A 16,176-nucleotide genomic window follows, 5' to 3' on the forward strand; every position below is an offset into this window, starting at 1 on the left:
GTTCGCCGCGGGTGAATTACTACGGCCCACTGGTTATGGAGTCCGTCAGCACAGCCGTTAGACTGGAGGAACCAGCTTTGACCCGGCCATCACCGGTGAGCTTCCGGAAGAACGTCCGGCGTGCCGCACGGCGCACCAGGCCATTAGAACCGGACGGGTAAGCCCGTCACAGCAGCAATGAGCGGCCGACGCCGGTACTCCAGTTGGGGGACCGGTGCCGGTAAGTGAGGTGGTACCGCGGTGCCGGGTTGCATTGTCCAACGCTGTTGGACAACAGCGCACGGGCCGTCCTCGCATCCTGAATGATCCACTTGTTCACAGCTCAACCCAGGATGTCGAGATGACCTATTACCCCAAGGCCTCAGCCGCACCGTCAGGTGCAGGCGCCAAAACCTCCGGCGTGTCCGCCTCCGTGAAGTTCCCGGAGGTTGAAGAACGCATCCTCAAATACTGGGACCAGGACGGCACCTTCCAGGCAAGCATCGACCAGCGCCCCGCCGACCTTCCCGGCGGCGCCCCTGGCAGCAACGAATTCGTCTTCTACGACGGCCCTCCCTTCGCCAACGGCCTGCCGCACTACGGGCACCTGCTGACCGGCTACGCCAAGGACCTGGTGGGCCGCTACCAGACCCAGCGCGGCAAGCGCGTGGAGCGCCGCTTCGGCTGGGACACCCACGGCCTGCCCGCCGAGCTCGAAGCCATGAAGCAGCTGGGCATGACGGACAAGACCCAGATCGAAGCCATGGGCATCGACAAGTTCAACGACGCCTGCCGCGCCTCCGTCATGAAGTACGCCGACGAGTGGAAGAGCTACGTCGCCCGCCAGGCGCGCTGGGTGGACTTCGAGAACGACTACAAGACCCTCAACGTCGAGTACATGGAGTCGGTGCTCTGGGCCTTCAAACAGCTCCACGAGAAGGGCCTGACCTACAACGGCTACCGCGTCCTGCCGTACTGCTGGAAGGACGAGACGCCGCTGTCCAACCACGAGCTGCGCATGGATGACGACGTCTACAAGAACCGCCAGGACCAGACCGTCACGGTGACGTTCCCCATCACGGCAGGGGAGTCAGGGCTCTCCCGGCAGCTGGCAGGGGTCCAGGCGCTCGCCTGGACCACGACGCCGTGGACGCTGCCCACCAACCTGGCGCTCGCCGTCGGGCCTGACATCAGCTACGCCGTGCTGCCCGCCGGACCCAACGGCATCAAGGCCGCGTCGCCGGAAGCGCCCGTGACCGGCAGCTTCCTGCTCGCGGCCGAGCTGCTGGGCACCTACGCCAAGGATCTGGGGTACGACGACGGCGCCGCCGCGGCCGCCGCCGTCACGTCCACCCACACGGGCGCCGAGCTCGCAGGGCTCCGGTACGAGCCGCTCTGGCACGACTTCAGCGACACCGAAAAGTTCGGCACGGAGGACGCCTGGCGCATCCTCGTGGCTGACTACGTCACCACCACGGACGGCACCGGCATTGTCCACCAGGCGCCCGCCTACGGCGAGGACGACCAGAAGGTCTGCGAGGAAGTCGGCATCCCGGTGATCCTGTCCGTCGACGAGGGCGCCAAGTTCCTGCCGCTGTTCAAGCACGGCGACCTGCACGACATCGCCGGCCTGCACGTCTTCGACGCCAACAAGCCCATCACCCAGGTGCTCCGCGCCCAGGGCCGCCTGGTCCGCCAGGCCAGCTACGAGCACAGCTACCCGCACTGCTGGCGCTGCCGCAACCCGCTGATCTACCGCGCCGTGTCCTCCTGGTACGTGGAAGTCACCAAGTTCCGGGACCGCATGTCCGAGCTGAACCAGGAGATCAACTGGATCCCGGGTAACGTCAAGGACGGCCAGTTCGGCAAGTGGCTCGCCAACGCCCGCGACTGGTCCATCAGCCGCAACCGCTACTGGGGCAGCCCCATCCCCGTCTGGCAGTCCACCGACCCCGAATACCCGCGGACCGACGTCTACGGTTCCCTGGCCGAGATCGAAGCCGACTTCGGGCGCCTGCCGCTGAACAACGACGGCCAGGTTGACCTGCACCGCCCGTTCATTGACGAACTGACCCGTCCCAACCCGGACGACCCCCGCACCCCCGAAGAGGGCCAGTCCGTCATGCGCCGCGTCGAGGACGTCCTGGACGTCTGGTTCGACTCCGGCTCCATGCCCTACGGCCAGGTCCACTACCCGTTCCAGAACGAGGCGTGGTTCGACACCCACAACCCCGCGGACTTCATCGTGGAATACATCGGGCAGACCCGCGGCTGGTTCTACATGCTGCACATCCTGTCCACCGCGCTGTTCGACCGGCCGGCGTTCCGCAACGTGATCAGCCACGGCATCGTGCTTGGCTCCGACGGGCAGAAGATGTCCAAGAGCCTGCGCAACTACCCGGACGTCTCCGAGGTCCTGGACCGCGACGGATCCGACGCCATGCGCTGGTTCCTGATGTCCAGCCCCATCCTGCGCGGCGGCAACCTGGTGGTCACCGAACAGGGAATCCGCGACGGCGTCCGCCAGGTCATCCTGCCGCTCTGGAACGTCTACAGCTTCTTCACGCTGTACACGAACGCGGCCAAGGGCGGCGACGGCTACGACGCGCAGCTGCGCTACGACGGCTACTCCGACACCCTGGACCAGTACCTGCTGGCCAACACCGGGGACCTGGTCCGAAACATGACCGCGCAGCTGGACAGCTACGACATCTCCGGGGCCTGCGACGAACTCCGCAGCTACCTGGACATGCTCACCAACTGGTACGTCCGCCGCAGCCGCCAGCGCTTCTTCGACGAGGACGTTGACGCCTTCGATGCGCTGTACACGGCGCTGGAAACCGTCAGCCGTGTGTCCGCCTCCTTGCTGCCGCTCATTTCGGAGGAAATCTGGCGCGGACTCACCGGCGGCCGCTCCGTGCACCTGGCCGACTGGCCGGACGCCGGGCTGTTCCCGGCGAACCCCGCCCTCGTGGAGGCGATGGACCGGGTCCAGCAGATCTGCTCCACCGGTTCCTCGCTGCGCAAGGCCGCGAACCTCCGCGTCCGCCTGCCGCTGCAGGAACTCACTGTGGTGGCACCCGGTGCGGATGCGCTGGAAGGGTTCGCCGCCGTCGTCGCCGATGAACTGAACCTGCGGCGGGTGCGCATGCTCGACGCCGCCAGCGCCTCCCCGGAGGAATTCGGCATCGAACAGAAGCTGGTGGTCAATGCCCGGGCCGCGGGCCCGCGCCTCGGCAAGAACGTCCAGCTCGCCATCAAGGGCTCCAAGTCCGGTGACTGGTCCGTCTCCGAGGCCGGCGTGGTGACCGCGGGCGGGCTCGAACTGGAGCCGCAGGAGTACACGCTGGAGACCGTGGTGGCCGAGTCCGAGGGCGGTTCGGCGTCCGTCGCGGTGCTGCCCGGCGGCGGCTTCGTGGTCCTGAACACCGAGGTGACCCCGGAGCTTGAAGCCGAAGGGCTGGCCCGTGACACCGTCCGCGCCATCCAGCAGGCCCGCAAGGACGCCGGGCTGAACGTCAGCGACCGGATCCGGACCACCGTCACGGCCGCGCAGAACGTGCTGGACGCCCTGCTGGCGAACGCTGAACTAGTCAAGACCGAAACCCTGACGCTGGAACTGGACACCGTTCCGGCCGACTCCGGGGAACCCCGCATCACCGTCGAAAAAGCAGAGGCCTGAAACTTATGACCGACGAATTCTCCGTGGAGAGCGTCTACGCCGAGCTGCTGGGCCGCGCGCCGGAAAACAAGATGGAGCCGCGGCTCGCGCCGCTGTTCCGCGCCATGGATGTGCTGGGGGAGCCCAACAAGGCGTTTCCGATCATCCACGTGACCGGCACCAACGGCAAGACATCCACGGCACGCATGATCGAGGCCGGCCTCCGGGCCCACGGCCTCAGCACCGGCCGCTACACGAGCCCGCACCTGTCCAAAGTCACGGAGCGGATCAGCATCGACGGCGCGCCGGTCTCGGATGAGACGTTCGTCCGGATCTGGGACGAAATCCGGCCGTACCTCGAAATTGTGGACAACGAGCTCCTCGCCGAGGCACAGCCAAAGCTGACGTACTTTGAGTGCCTGACCATCCTCGCGTTCGCCGTCTTCGCCGACCAGCCGGTCAACGTGGCGGTCATGGAGGTGGGCCTGGGCGGCATCACCGACGCCACCAACGTGGGTGACGGCCAGGTGGCCGTGGTGACCCCCATCTCGCTGGACCACACCGACCTCCTTGGCGACACCACCGAGGACATCGCCTACGAAAAGGCCGGCATCATCAAGCCCGGCGGCTTCCTCATCAGCGCCGCCCAGCCCGTGGACGCCGCCCAGGTGCTGCTGGAGAAGGCAAAGGAAGTCCAGGCGCCGTTCCGCTTCGAAGGTGTGGAGTTCGGCGTTGAATCACGGCAGGTTGCCGTCGGCGGGCAGCTGGTGACCATCCAGGGCATCGCCGGGCGCTATCCGGAGCTGATGGTTCCGCTGCACGGCGCCCACCAGGCGGAGAACGCGGCCGTGGCCATCGCCGCGCTCGAGGCCTTCCTGGGCGGCGGCAACAAAGAGCTCGACGCCGAGGTGCTCCAGGAGGCCTTCGCCACCGTCACCTCGCCCGGGCGGCTTGAGGTGGTGCGCACCGCCCCCACCATCATCGTGGACGCCGCCCACAACCCGGACGGCATCCGCGTTTCGGCCGAGGCCATTCATGAAGCCTTCAGCTTCAGCAAACTCGTGGTGGTGGTGGGAATCCTCAAGGAAAAGGACGCCGAGGAGATCCTGCGCCAGCTCAAGGAGTCCCTGGGCGACCTTGCCGAGGAATACTGCTTCACCCAGTCGAATTCGCCGCGGGCGGTTCCCGCCGCGGAACTTGCGGAGATCGCCGTCGAGCTTGGGTTTGGCGAGGAAAACATCCACATCACCGAGAAGCTCGACGACGCCCTCGAGTGGGCCGTGGAGCGCGCCGAAGCCAACGACGACCTTGCCGGCGGAGTGCTGGTCACGGGTTCGATCACCCTCGTCGCGGATGCGCGAATCCTGTTCGGAAAGGCGGACGCCTGATGGCCCGGCTGACCAAGGCCCAGCGCGAATGGCGGCCTGGCATGCCCAAGAAGCGGCGTTCCACCAAGATCATGTTCGCGTCCACCGTTCTGCTGCTGGAGGCGTTCGTGGCGTTCTTCGCCACCCTGGCGGTGTTCGGGCTCCGCCGCAGCGAGATCTCCCCGGTACTGATTCTTTCGGTTGGCATCGGACTCAGCCTGGTCCTCATCCTGGCGTGCGCCGTCCTGTCGAAGCCGTGGGGCGTTGCATTGGGCTGGATCCTCCAGCTGGTGCTCATCCTCCTCGGCTTCGTGGAGCCCACGATGTTCCTGGTGGGTGCGCTGTTCGCCCTTTCCTGGTGGTACGGCATCAGGACCGGCATCAGGATCGACGCGGAAGCCGCCCAGCGGGCGCGTGAACAGGCCGAATGGGACGCCGCGCATCCGGCCGGCGCCGGCAATGAAGGCGCCGGCCAGAACCCGTAGACTTACCCGGAAACCCACAACCAACCACATTGGAGCAGCTGTGAGCATTGAGCGCACCCTCGTCCTGATCAAGCCCGACGGCGTCACCCGCAACCTGACCGGCGAGATCCTCAGCAGGATCGAAGCCAAGGGCTACACCCTCGCCGAACTCAAGAAGGTCGACGCCAGCCGTGAGCTGCTGGAGCAGCACTATGAAGAGCACGTGGGCAAGCCGTTCTACGAGCCGCTGGTCGAGTTCATGCTCAGCGGCCCCGTTGTCGCCGCCATCTTCGAGGGCCACCGCGTCATCGAAGGCTTCCGTGTGCTGGCCGGCACCACCGACCCCACGACCGCTGCGCCGGGAACCATCCGCGGCGACTTCGGCCGCGACTGGGGCCTGAAGGTCCAGCAGAACCTCGTGCACGGCTCGGACTCCGTGGACTCGGCCGAGCGCGAAATCAAGATCTGGTTCTAGGACCTAAGAGCGACCAGCGCGAACTGGCAGCAAATGCCCTCAAAAGGTGATTTTGAGGGCATTAATTGCCAGTTCGCGCTTTTTTCTTTGGCTTAGAACCCGGACGTGCCGACGAACACCTGGATGAAGGCGAAGAAGATGGTGGCGATCACGGCGACGTAGAGGAGCGCCGTGATGATCCAGCCGGAGTCTCCTGCGAGGCGCGCCACCCGGGCCGGTGCAGGGATGACGCCGTGGACGGTGTTGCGCACGGTCACCCAGACGAACAGCGGAATCATGACGGCCCACACCACCATGCAGAACGGGCACAGGATGCGGATCTCGTAGAGTGCCTGGAACCACAGCCACACCACGAAGGCGAAGCCGAGCGTCACGCCCGTCTGCAGCCCGATCCAGTACCAGCGGGCGAACTTTGCCCCGGACAGCAGCGCCATTCCGGTGGTGATGATGACGGCGAAGGCGACGATGCCAATGAACATGTTGGGGAACCCGAACACGGAGCTCTGCGGTGTCTGCATGACTTGCCCGCACGAGATCCACGGATTCACGTCGCAGACAGTGGTGTGGTTGGGATCTTTGAGTACCTCCAGCTTTTCGAGCACCAGGATGCCCGAGGCAAGCCACCCCACCACCCCGGTGATGACCAGCAGCCAGCCGAAGGGGCGGTCGCGGGTGGTTGCAGGTAAGACGGCGCCGGCGGTGGCGCGGGTGCGTTCGGATTCGTCGGCGTATGCGGTACCGGAATCCGTGCCGGCGGAAGGCGAGGTGCTGGGCATGGGATGGCGTCCTTTGTCTGGGGTGCTCCTGCCGAGATTGTATCGCCGCCAACTGGGAGCAAACTTGCCGCCGCCGCCGCAGGCGGCATTGACCGCCTTTGTCACGCAATTACAGCGATTTTGAAGTGCGGTGTGAGAGAATGAACGTGGCTGGAGCTCGAACCACATTCGAACTCCGGTCCGGTGGCTTGTTCCCAAGACCGCCAATGAGGAGCAGTGAAGGCTCCGGATACCTAGATCCGGCCTCCCGCATTCCATTGGACGGCACCTGGTTGTGGATTGCAGAAACAACGGGTTCCAGTGACATCCCCGCCGGCCTTTCAGGGCTGCCGCACCCCACTGCCGGTGCGAACCTGAGGGTATCCAATTGACTTCTGTCAACGCCTGAGGGTTTTGACAATATGTGCCCCAATGGGTGCCGGATGTGGCGGCATGTCAGGGGCAGGAGTGTCGCCACATATGGATAATGACCAGGTAATAGCCGTTAACGAAGAACAGGCTGCCAACGAGGAATCGGGAGCAGCCGAGGCTCCCAAGAGGGCCACCAGGACGCGGCGCAAGGCAGCGCCCAAGGCCACGGCGGACACTGACGCCGCGGCAACAACCCCGGAACTCCAGCAGCCCGCCGTCGCCGAGCCCGCACCGGGCGAGCAGGCGCAGGGCGAGCCCGGCGCTCCGGCTGCCGAGGCCAAGGCTCCCGTACGCCGAACCCGGTCCCGGAAGAAAGTAGCCGAGGAGCCGTTGCCCGCTTTCGCCGACGCCCCGTTGCTGATGCCGCTGCCACGGCAGGTGCCGTTGCCGCCCCGGCCGAGCCCGCCGTCGTCGAGCCCGCTGCCGAGCCCGAGGCCGCTGCAGAGCCCGAGCCCGAAGCGAAGCCTGTGCGCCGCCCGGCGCGTGGCCAAGCCCAAGGCCGTGGAAACAGCCGAAGCCGCTGCCGCAGAAACGGCCGCCCCGGAGGAAGCCCCGGCCGCAGGAGTCGAAACCCCGGCAGCAGAGACACGGGTTGAAGAGACCACTGTTCCGGAGATCCAGGCCGAGGCAACCGCGGCCGCCGGCACGCAGGAGGCGGCCGCCGAAGAGGAGCCTGAAGAACAGGCCCCGGTGGGATCGCTCTTCCTGGAGCCGGCGTCAGTCACGTCGATCATCTTTCAGGCTCCAGACCTGAACAAAGTGATCCGCCCGGCTGCCGCGCCGCCGCCGCCGAGGACAGCGACGTCGAAGGCGTCGAGGACGAGCAGGACGACGACGGCGGACGCCGCCGCCGCCGTAGCCGCGGGCGCCGGGGCCGGAGCCGCACTGACCGCGACATCACGGACACCGACGACTCCGACGTCGATGCGGACGGCAGCGATGCGGCCGACGACGCCGATGAAGAGATCACCGGCCAGGCCGACGACGGCGTGACGTCCCGCCGCCGCCGCCGCCGCCGCCGTGGCGACCTAGATGTGTATAAGAGACAGGGCGGGGAGGGCGACGATCCCCCCAACACCGTGACCCGCGTCCGTGCGCCGCGCGCCATCAGCGAGGCGCCGGTCAACAACCGCGTCACGTCCGTCAAGGGCTCCACCCGGCTGGAGGCCAAGAAGCAGCGCCGCCGCGAATCCCGCGACACCGGCCGCCGCCGCACCGTCATCACCGAGGCCGAGTTCCTGGCCCGCCGCGAATCCGTGGACCGCCAGATGATCGTCCGCCAGCGCGACGACAGAATCCAGATCGGTGTCCTCGAAGACGGTGTGCTGGCCGAGCACTTCGTGTCCAAGACGCAGCAGGACTCCCTGATCGGCAACGTCTACCTGGGCAAGGTCCAGAACGTGCTGCCGTCGATGGAAGCCGCCTTCGTTGACATCGGCCGCGGCCGCAACGCCGTGCTCTACGCCGGTGAAGTGAACTGGGAAGCGGTCAACCTCGAGGGCAAGCAGCGGCGGATCGAGAACGCGCTGAAGTCCGGCGACTCCGTCCTGGTCCAGGTCACCAAGGACCCGGTCGGCCACAAGGGCGCCCGCCTCACCAGCCAGATTTCGCTGCCCGGCCGGTACCTCGTGTACGTTCCCGGCGGTTCCATGACTGGCATCTCCCGCAAGCTCCCAGACGTCGAACGCAACCGCCTGAAGCGGATCCTCAAGGACCGCCTGCCGGAGAATGCCGGCGTGATCGTCCGCACCGCGGCGGAAGGCGCCTCGGAGGAGGAGCTGACGCACGATATCAACCGGCTGCGCGCGCAGTGGGAAGGCATCGAGGGTCAGTCGAGCTCCACGAAGGTCCTCGCCCCGGAACTGCTCTACGGAGAACCGGACCTGACCATCAAGGTGGTCCGCGACGTCTTCAACGAGGACTTCTCGAAGCTGATCGTTTCCGGCGAGGAGGCGTGGGACACCATCGAGGCCTACGTCACCTACGTGGCACCCGACCTGGTGGGCCGCCTGGAGAAGTGGACCAAGGACACCGATATCTTCGCGGCCTGGCGGATCGACGAGCAGATCCACAAGGCCCTGGACCGCAAGGTGTTCCTGCCCTCCGGCGGCTCGCTGGTGATTGACCGCACCGAGGCCATGACCGTGGTGGACGTTAACACCGGCAAGTTCACCGGCAGCGGCGGCAACCTCGAGGAGACCGTCACCAAGAACAACCTGGAAGCCGCCGAGGAAGTGGTTCGCCAGCTGCGCCTGCGCGACATCGGCGGCATCATCGTCATCGACTTCATCGACATGGTGCTCGAATCCAACCGCGATCTGGTCCTGCGCCGCATGGTGGAATGCTTGGGCCGTGACCGCACCAAGCACCAGGTGGCCGAAGTGACCTCCCTGGGACTGGTACAGATGACCCGCAAGCGCATGGGCACCGGTCTGCTGGAAGTCTTCGGCGAGCAGTGCGAGACGTGCGCCGGCCGCGGCATCGTCACCCACGACGAGCCCGTCGAGCACCGCCTGTCTCTTATACACATCGTGGCCGCTGAGCACCATGTCCCGCGGACCGAGAGCCAGCCCGTCGCCCGCACCGAGCGCAAGAGCCGCCGCCGCGGCAAGGGCGGGCAGGTTGCGACTGACGGCGCCCCGGCGGCTTCGGCCGCTGCCCACCCGGAGCCCACCGACGCGGAGCGCCACGCCAAGGCCGAAGCCACCCGGGCAGCACTGGCCAACATTGCAGCCGCAGCCCACGCCGCGCACCTGCATGAGGATGCCGCCCACAGCGCCACCGGCGACGCCGCCCGTCCGGACGTGCCCGCCGCGGCCGCCCCGGAAAGCCCGGTCGTGCACCGCGCCCCCGAGACGGAAAGCGTTTCGGGCCGCCCGGGTGCCGTGCTGACCTTTGGGCGGCGAGAAAGTGGTGCTGCCGTTTGTTGAGCACGCTGACGAACACGCCAAGGAATCCCCGGCACTGACCCTGGACCGGCTGGAGAAGGCCTTCGCCCACCTCGGCGAGCCGGCGCCCTCCGCTGGGGGAAACGCCCCGGCCGCCGCAGCACCGGCAGCTGCTGAACGCGCAGCTGCTGCCCCTGCTGCGGCAACGGCACGTCCCGCCACGGGAGCCCCGGGTTCTGACGGTGACCGCTATGAGGACCACTCCGCCCTGCAGCCCCGGGCCCGCCGCCCGCGCCGCAACCGCAGCGCCAGCCGTGCCCAGGGCGCAGCGAACGAGACGTCGGTGGAGCACCACGAGACGGCTCCGGCAGCAGCCACCGGGCACTCACACGAGGCCAAGGCTCCTGAAGCGGAATCAGCGGCGGCCGCCAAGCCGGCGAACGAACCGATCATTCTCGGAGTAGGCGTACCCGCCTCAGAACTCTGAGCTGACCCGTCATGACGGAGGCCGGTGCTGCAGTTGCAGCACCGGCTTCCGCTGGTTAACGCCGTTGGTCGTAATCCGCAACGCAGTGCCGGCGGCGGAGTTAGCCGCTAGGCTGGGGGACTGACACGGGGTGCCGCGCCAGGTGCCGGCTGAGATCCAAACCCGTTGAACCTGTCCGGTCAGCACCGGCGAAGGGATGTCTCGTTTGTCTACAGCATCTGTCCTGCCCGCGCCTGCGGCCGCTCCCGGTTCCGCCGTCAGCGACGTCGACACGACCGTCGCTACGTCCCGGACCATTCCGCGTGTCCTTGCCATCGCCGGCTCGGATCCGTCGGGCGGCGCCGGTATCCAGGCGGACCTGAAAAGCATCGCAGCCAGCGGCGGCTACGGAATGGCCGCCATCACGGCGCTGACCGCCCAGAACACCAGGGGGGTGAGCGGCGTGCACGTTCCGCCCGCGCCGTTCCTCACCGCGCAGCTGAACGCCGTCAGCGACGACATCAGTGTTGACGCCGTGAAAATCGGAATGCTCGGTGACGAGCAGGTGATCACCGCGGTCCGCAGCTGGCTGGAGAAGGTCCGTCCCGGCGTCGTTGTTCTTGATCCCGTCATGGTGGCGACGAGCGGCGACCGGCTGCTTCAGGCGTCCGCCGAGGCGGCCCTCCGCGCGCTCCTCCCGCTGGCTGACCTCATCACCCCCAATCTCGTGGAGCTGGGCATGCTGCTCGGCGAGCCCGAGGCTGCGAGCTGGTCCGAGGCGCTGGAGCAGGGCAGGCGGCTTGCAGCCGGAACCGGGGCCACCGTGCTGGTCAAAGGCGGCCACCTCGACGGCGATGACTGCCCGGATGCCCTGATCAACACCCGGGGCCTGCTGTCCGCCGACGTCGTGGTGGTGGACGGCCAGCGGATCCAAACGCGCAACAGCCACGGCACCGGATGTTCGCTGTCGTCCGCCATGGCAACGGTCCAGGCGAGGCTGGGGGACTGGGAAGCATCCCTGCGCGCCGTCAAACCGTGGCTTGCCGAGGCGCTCCGCACCTCCGACCAGCTGGAGGTGGGCAGCGGCAACGGACCGGTGAACCACTTCCACCACCTGCCGTCCGCGAACCTGCCCTCCGGTGACTTGACGCCTGGCGCCCCGGCGCCGGCCGGACCGCCGCGGCGGGAAGGCGACTTCGCCGAGCTACTGCGCGCAGAAGCCGCTGCCGATCTCGAAGCGATCTTTGGCCTGGGATTCATCAAAGCGCTGACGGACGGCACGCTTCCGGAGAAGCAATTCGCCTATTACCTTGCCCAGGACGCCATCTACCTCAACGGGTACTCGCGCGTCCTGGCACGGGCCAGTGCCCTTGCCCCCACCGAATCCGAACAGCTGTTCTGGGCCCGGTCGGCGCAGCAGTGCCTCGAAGTCGAATCGGAGCTGCACCGCAGCTGGCTGAGCACCAGGACGATGCAGGCGGAACTGGGGCCCGTCACCAAGGCCTACGTGGACCATCTGCTGGCCGCGTCGGTGTCCGGCAGCTATTCAGTCCTGGTGGCCGCGGTCCTGCCGTGCTTCTGGCTGTACGCCGACGCCGGGGAGGCCCTGCACGCGCAATTCGTTGCGGCCGGGGCGCCTGCGGCCCACCCGTACGCCGATTGGCTGCGGACTTACGCCGACGAGGACTTCGCCGCCGCCACGAGGAAGGCCATCGGCATCACTGACGCGGCGGGACTCGCCGCGTCGCCGGCCGAGCGGGAGGCCATGGTGACCGCCTTCCGGCAGTCCTGCCGCTACGAGGTGGAATTCTTCGACGCGCCGCGCCACCACAGCTGACCGGAATCGGGGGCCAGACCCGGTAAGATAGTCGCGCACGGTAACGGCAAGTCGGTGCGGAAGCCCTTGTGGCGCCTATCACGGACAACCCGCCGAAACCAGCCTCATTTGCGGCCGAAGGCAAAATTAGCGTATTCTAGATCTTCGGTGCTTACGCCAACACTTGGGTTATGACCCCGGGAACCATCCAATCGGAATAGTTCTTGGGTTAGCTCACGGGTTCCCCCGGGGAACCCACGGCGTTGAGGCACAGCGAGAGCCAGGCCAAACAATTGGACCCGGATTCCGCACGCAAATTTAGTAATAAACGTCGAGAGAAGTGAGTTCCCAAGTGGTGTACGCGATTGTCCGCGCAGGCGGCCGCCAAGAGAAGGTTTCCGTTGGAGACTTCGTTACCCTGAACCGCGTCGCCGGTGGAGCTGGCAGCACCATTGAGCTGCCCGCACTGCTCCTGGTGGACGGTGAGAAGGTCACCTCCGCAGCTGCGGACCTGGCCAAGGTAACTGTTACGGCTGAGATCCTTCAGGACCTTCGTGGTCCGAAGATCGTCATCCAGAAGTTCAAGAACAAGACCGGTTACAAGAAGCGCCAGGGTCACCGTCAGGAACTGACCAAGGTCAAGATCACCGGAATCAAGTAACCCCACCGGTTACGGTTCAGGTTTTCAGCAGATTCCCCAGAATTTAAAGGCAGGCATTCCAAATGGCACATAAAAAAGGCGCGAGCTCCACTCGCAACGGTCGTGACTCCAACGCCCAGTACCTCGGCGTCAAGCGCTTCGGCGGCCAGGTAGTTTCCGCAGGCGAGATCATCGTCCGCCAGCGAGGCACCCACTTCCACCCCGGTGCAGGCGTTGGCCGTGGCGGAGACGACACCCTGTTCGCACTGCAGGCCGGCGCTGTCGAATTCGGCACCCGCCGCGGCCGTCGAGTCGTGAACATCGTTGCTGCTGCAGCTGCAGAGTAACAACAAGATCTGAACCGGTGGAGCGGGCCATGATGGCCCGCTCCACTGTTCTTTTAACCGCATTACAATCAATTTGGGTGTCCAAGACAGCCAGGTTAAGCACAGAGGAGATTCACCGTGGCGAGCTTTGTAGACCGGGTAGTACTGCACGTATCCGGCGGTACCGGCGGCCACGGCTGTGTCTCCGTCCACCGTGAGAAGTTCAAGCCGCTGGGCGGCCCCGACGGCGGCAACGGCGGCGACGGCGGCGACGTCATCCTGCGGGTTGACTCGCAGACCACCACGCTGCTGGACTACCACCACGCCCCCCACCGGCATGCCACCAACGGCGGCCCCGGCATGGGTGACTGGCGAGGCGGCAAGAACGGTGAAACCCTGATCCTTCCCGTACCCGACGGCACCGTCGTGAAGACCAAGGACGGCCAGGTCCTTGCCGACCTGGTGGGCGAAGGTACCGAATTCATTGCGGCGGCCGGCGGCCAGGGCGGGCTGGGCAACGCCTCGCTGTCCTCCCAGAAGCGCCGTGCGCCCGGGTTCGCCCTGCTCGGCATCGAAGGCGACTCCAGCGACATCGTGCTGGAACTCAAATCCATAGCCGACATCGCACTGGTCGGATTCCCTTCCGCCGGCAAGTCGAGCCTCATCGCGGCAATGTCCGCCGCCCGTCCCAAGATTGCGGACTACCCCTTCACCACGCTCATCCCCAACCTCGGCGTGGTCCAGGCTGGCGAGGTCCGTTTCACCATCGCCGACGTCCCCGGACTCATCGAGGGAGCCAGCGAAGGCAAGGGCCTTGGCCACAACTTCCTCCGCCACGTGGAGCGTTGCGCGGCTTTGGTGCACGTTTTGGACTGCGGTACGCTCGAATCTGACCGTGACCCGCTCGCCGACCTCGCAATTATTGAAGCTGAGCTCGAAAAATACGCCGTTGACATGAGCTACGCCGGCACTGACGGCGAAGTTGTCCCCCTCAACCACCGGCCACGGCTGGTCGCCCTGAACAAGGTCGATCTGCCGGACGGCAAGGACATGGCTGAATTTGTCCGGCCTGAGCTGGAATCCCGGGGATACCGTGTTTTCGAAGTCTCAGCCACAAGCCATGAGGGCCTGCGCCAGCTTGGCTTCGCCATGGCCGAGATCGTCAAGGCCGCCCGCGACACCGTGGCCGCCACGCCCCCCAAGGTGCATGCTCCGGTGCTGCGTCCGCGTGCAGTCAACGTAGCCGGATTCAGGATCCGCCGCGAGGAAAAGAACCTGGAGCCGCTGTTCCGCGTCCTGGGCGAGAAGCCTGTGCGCTGGGTCAAGCAGACCGATTTCACCAACGAGGAAGCCATCGGCTACCTCGCCGACCGCCTCGCCAAGCTAGGCGTGGAAAACGAGCTGTTCAAGCAGGGCGCCAAGCCCGGCGACACCGTGGTGATCGGTGAAGACGACGGCGTGGTATTCGACTGGGAGCCCACCATGATGGCCGGTGCCGAGCTGCTCGCCTCTCCGCGTGGCACCGACGTCCGCTTTGCCGACATCGGCGACCGCCCCACCCGCGGGCAGAAGCGCGACGAACAGCAGGAGCGCCGCGACGCCAAGGCTGCGGCACGCGCCGAGCTGGAGGCCGAGCGCAAGGCCGGCATCTGGACTGAGTCAGTCAGCGGCCGCCGCGCTGCACGGCCGCTCAAGGAGAGTGGACTGAACACCGAAAATGAGGAGTGAACCCGCACACGTGACCGATAATTCCGCAATTGTCATCGAGGAACCCAAAACTGAAGACCGCAGCATGCTCGCCAGAGCGCGCCGCATCGTCGTCAAGGTAGGATCGTCGTCTCTTACGAGCATTAAGGGCGGAATCTCAGAGGAAGCGCTGACCGAACTCTCGGATGCGCTGGCCGCCAAGTGCAATGACGGAACTGAAATCATCCTGGTTTCTTCCGGTGCCATCTCGGCAGGACTGGCACCCCTGGGCCTGGCAAAGCGCCCGCGCGACCTTGCCACCCAGCAGGCCGCTGCCAGTGTGGGCCAGGGCCTGCTCATGGCCCGCTACACCCAAGCCTTCGGCGCCCACGGCGTGACCGTGAGCCAGGTGCTGTTGACCGCGGATGACCTGATGCGGCGCAGCCACCACCAGAACGCGTTCCGGGCACTGAACCGACTGCTGAACCTCGGCGTCGTGCCCGTGGTCAATGAGAACGACACCGTCGCGACCCACAAGATCCGCTTCGGCGACAACGACCGGCTCTCTGCCCTCGTGGCACACCTGGTCCGGGCTGACGCGCTGGTGCTGCTCTCCGACGTCGACTCCCTTTATGACGGACCGCCCTCCAAGGGCGCCAAGCGCATCCCGCAGGTCGACGGCCCGCAGGACCTTGAAGGTGTGTCCATCGGCAGCCCCGGCAAGGCCGGAGTGGGCACCGGCGGCATGCAGACAAAGGTCGAGGCCGCCACTATGGCTGCCGATTCCGGCATACCCGCACTGGTCACGTCCACGGCGAACGCAGCCGCTGCCCTCGCCGGGGAGGATGTTGGCACCTGGTTCACCGTGAACGGCGGGCGCAAGTCCGTGCGCATGATGTGGCTCGCCCACCTCGCGCACGTGGAGGGCCGGCTGATTCTTGACGACGGCGCTGTGCGGGCCGTGCGGGACAACCGCACCTCGCTGCTCCCGGCGGGGATTTCGGCCGTTGAGGGCACCTTTGAAGCCGGCGACGCCGTCGAAATGGTTTCCGCCGCGGGTACCGTTATCGCCCGCGGCCTGGTGAACTATTCGTCGGCTGAACTGCCGCAGATGCTGGGCCGTTCCACCGTGGAGCTGGGGGAGTCCCTGGGGCGGGGCTTCGACCGTGAAGTTGTTCACGTTGATGACCTGGTTCTGGTCTAACGGGCCGGCTCGCCTAG

Annotated in this window: 10 protein-coding genes, 1 pseudogene and 1 riboswitch; of the genes and pseudogenes, 10 read left to right on the forward strand and 1 reads right to left on the reverse strand. The window is 66.4% G+C overall.

What is annotated here, in order from left to right; all coding sequences use genetic code 11:
- Positions 1 to 340: 340 nt before the first annotated feature.
- The 4 genes from ileS to ndk are packed head-to-tail and all read left to right on the forward strand — an operon-like array spanning position 341 to position 5,946.
- Positions 341 to 3,661 (forward strand): isoleucine--tRNA ligase, encoded by a 3,321-nt coding sequence (gene ileS / locus B1A87_RS05695; RefSeq protein ID WP_078028812.1) that lies wholly within the window; start codon positions 341 to 343, stop codon positions 3,659 to 3,661.
- Between the two features lie 5 nt (positions 3,662 to 3,666).
- Positions 3,667 to 5,028, forward strand: coding sequence for a folylpolyglutamate synthase/dihydrofolate synthase family protein (locus B1A87_RS05700; protein WP_078028813.1), 1,362 nt, complete (start codon positions 3,667 to 3,669; stop codon positions 5,026 to 5,028).
- Positions 5,028 to 5,492: a DUF4233 domain-containing protein gene (locus tag B1A87_RS05705; protein ID WP_078028814.1), complete on the forward strand. Its 465-nt coding sequence runs from the start codon at positions 5,028 to 5,030 to the stop codon at positions 5,490 to 5,492. Before B1A87_RS05700 ends, B1A87_RS05705 begins: the two co-directional genes overlap by 1 nt.
- Before the next feature lie 40 nt (positions 5,493 to 5,532).
- Positions 5,533 to 5,946: a nucleoside-diphosphate kinase gene (ndk, locus tag B1A87_RS05710; RefSeq protein ID WP_078028815.1), complete on the forward strand. Its 414-nt coding sequence runs from the start codon at positions 5,533 to 5,535 to the stop codon at positions 5,944 to 5,946.
- A 92-nt stretch (positions 5,947 to 6,038) separates the two neighbouring features.
- On the opposite strand, the gene B1A87_RS05715 is transcribed toward ndk, so the two are convergent.
- Positions 6,039 to 6,722: a vitamin K epoxide reductase family protein gene (locus B1A87_RS05715; protein ID WP_078028816.1), complete on the reverse strand. Its 684-nt coding sequence runs from the start codon at positions 6,720 to 6,722 to the stop codon at positions 6,039 to 6,041.
- 459 nt (positions 6,723 to 7,181) lie between these two features.
- Here B1A87_RS05715 and B1A87_RS05720 point away from each other — a divergent pair.
- The 6 genes and pseudogenes from B1A87_RS05720 to proB all read left to right on the forward strand — a co-directional run bounded on the left by B1A87_RS05720 (position 7,182) and on the right by proB (position 16,159).
- A pseudogene (locus B1A87_RS05720) lies at positions 7,182 to 10,508 on the forward strand (Rne/Rng family ribonuclease).
- A 116-nt stretch (positions 10,509 to 10,624) separates the two neighbouring features.
- Positions 10,625 to 10,722: riboswitch (TPP riboswitch) on the forward strand.
- Entirely contained in the window at positions 10,705 to 12,324 is a 1,620-nt protein-coding gene (locus B1A87_RS05725; RefSeq protein ID WP_185982247.1) for a bifunctional hydroxymethylpyrimidine kinase/phosphomethylpyrimidine kinase, read from the forward strand. Its footprint overlaps the riboswitch before it by 18 nt.
- Before the next feature lie 331 nt (positions 12,325 to 12,655).
- Complete coding sequence (rplU, locus tag B1A87_RS05730; RefSeq protein WP_056625134.1) at positions 12,656 to 12,964, forward strand: 50S ribosomal protein L21; 309 nt, start codon at positions 12,656 to 12,658, stop codon at positions 12,962 to 12,964.
- Positions 12,965 to 13,026: 62 nt separating this feature from the next.
- A complete protein-coding gene (rpmA, locus tag B1A87_RS05735; RefSeq protein ID WP_003803426.1) occupies positions 13,027 to 13,290 on the forward strand; it encodes a 50S ribosomal protein L27 in 264 nt (87 codons plus the stop codon).
- A 117-nt stretch (positions 13,291 to 13,407) separates the two neighbouring features.
- Positions 13,408 to 14,997: a GTPase ObgE gene (gene obgE, locus B1A87_RS05740; RefSeq protein WP_078028819.1), complete on the forward strand. Its 1,590-nt coding sequence runs from the start codon at positions 13,408 to 13,410 to the stop codon at positions 14,995 to 14,997.
- Positions 14,998 to 15,061: 64 nt separating this feature from the next.
- Positions 15,062 to 16,159 carry a glutamate 5-kinase gene (proB, locus tag B1A87_RS05745; protein WP_139362861.1) on the forward strand — a complete coding sequence of 366 codons (1,098 nt, stop codon included), beginning with the start codon at positions 15,062 to 15,064 and terminating at the stop codon, positions 16,157 to 16,159.
- Positions 16,160 to 16,176 lie beyond the last annotated feature (17 nt).

The organism is Arthrobacter sp. KBS0703 (genome assembly GCF_002008315.2).
Taxonomy (GTDB): Bacteria; Actinomycetota; Actinomycetes; order Actinomycetales; family Micrococcaceae; genus Arthrobacter.

What these genes read in the sequence shown, in the direction of transcription:
- rpmA (WP_003803426.1), top strand. Translation starts at nt 13,027, where the DNA reads ATGGCACATAAAAAAGGCGCGAGCTCCACTCGCAACGGTCGTGACTCC.
- B1A87_RS05725 (WP_185982247.1), top strand. Translation starts at nt 10,705, where the DNA reads ATGTCTCGTTTGTCTACAGCATCTGTCCTGCCCGCGCCTGCGGCCGCT.
- B1A87_RS05715 (WP_078028816.1), bottom strand. Translation starts at nt 6,722, where the DNA reads ATGCCCAGCACCTCGCCTTCCGCCGGCACGGATTCCGGTACCGCATAC.
- B1A87_RS05700 (WP_078028813.1), top strand. Translation starts at nt 3,667, where the DNA reads ATGACCGACGAATTCTCCGTGGAGAGCGTCTACGCCGAGCTGCTGGGC.
- ileS (WP_078028812.1), top strand. Translation starts at nt 341, where the DNA reads ATGACCTATTACCCCAAGGCCTCAGCCGCACCGTCAGGTGCAGGCGCC.
- B1A87_RS05705 (WP_078028814.1), top strand. Translation starts at nt 5,028, where the DNA reads ATGGCCCGGCTGACCAAGGCCCAGCGCGAATGGCGGCCTGGCATGCCC.
- proB (WP_139362861.1), top strand. Translation starts at nt 15,062, where the DNA reads ATGCTCGCCAGAGCGCGCCGCATCGTCGTCAAGGTAGGATCGTCGTCT.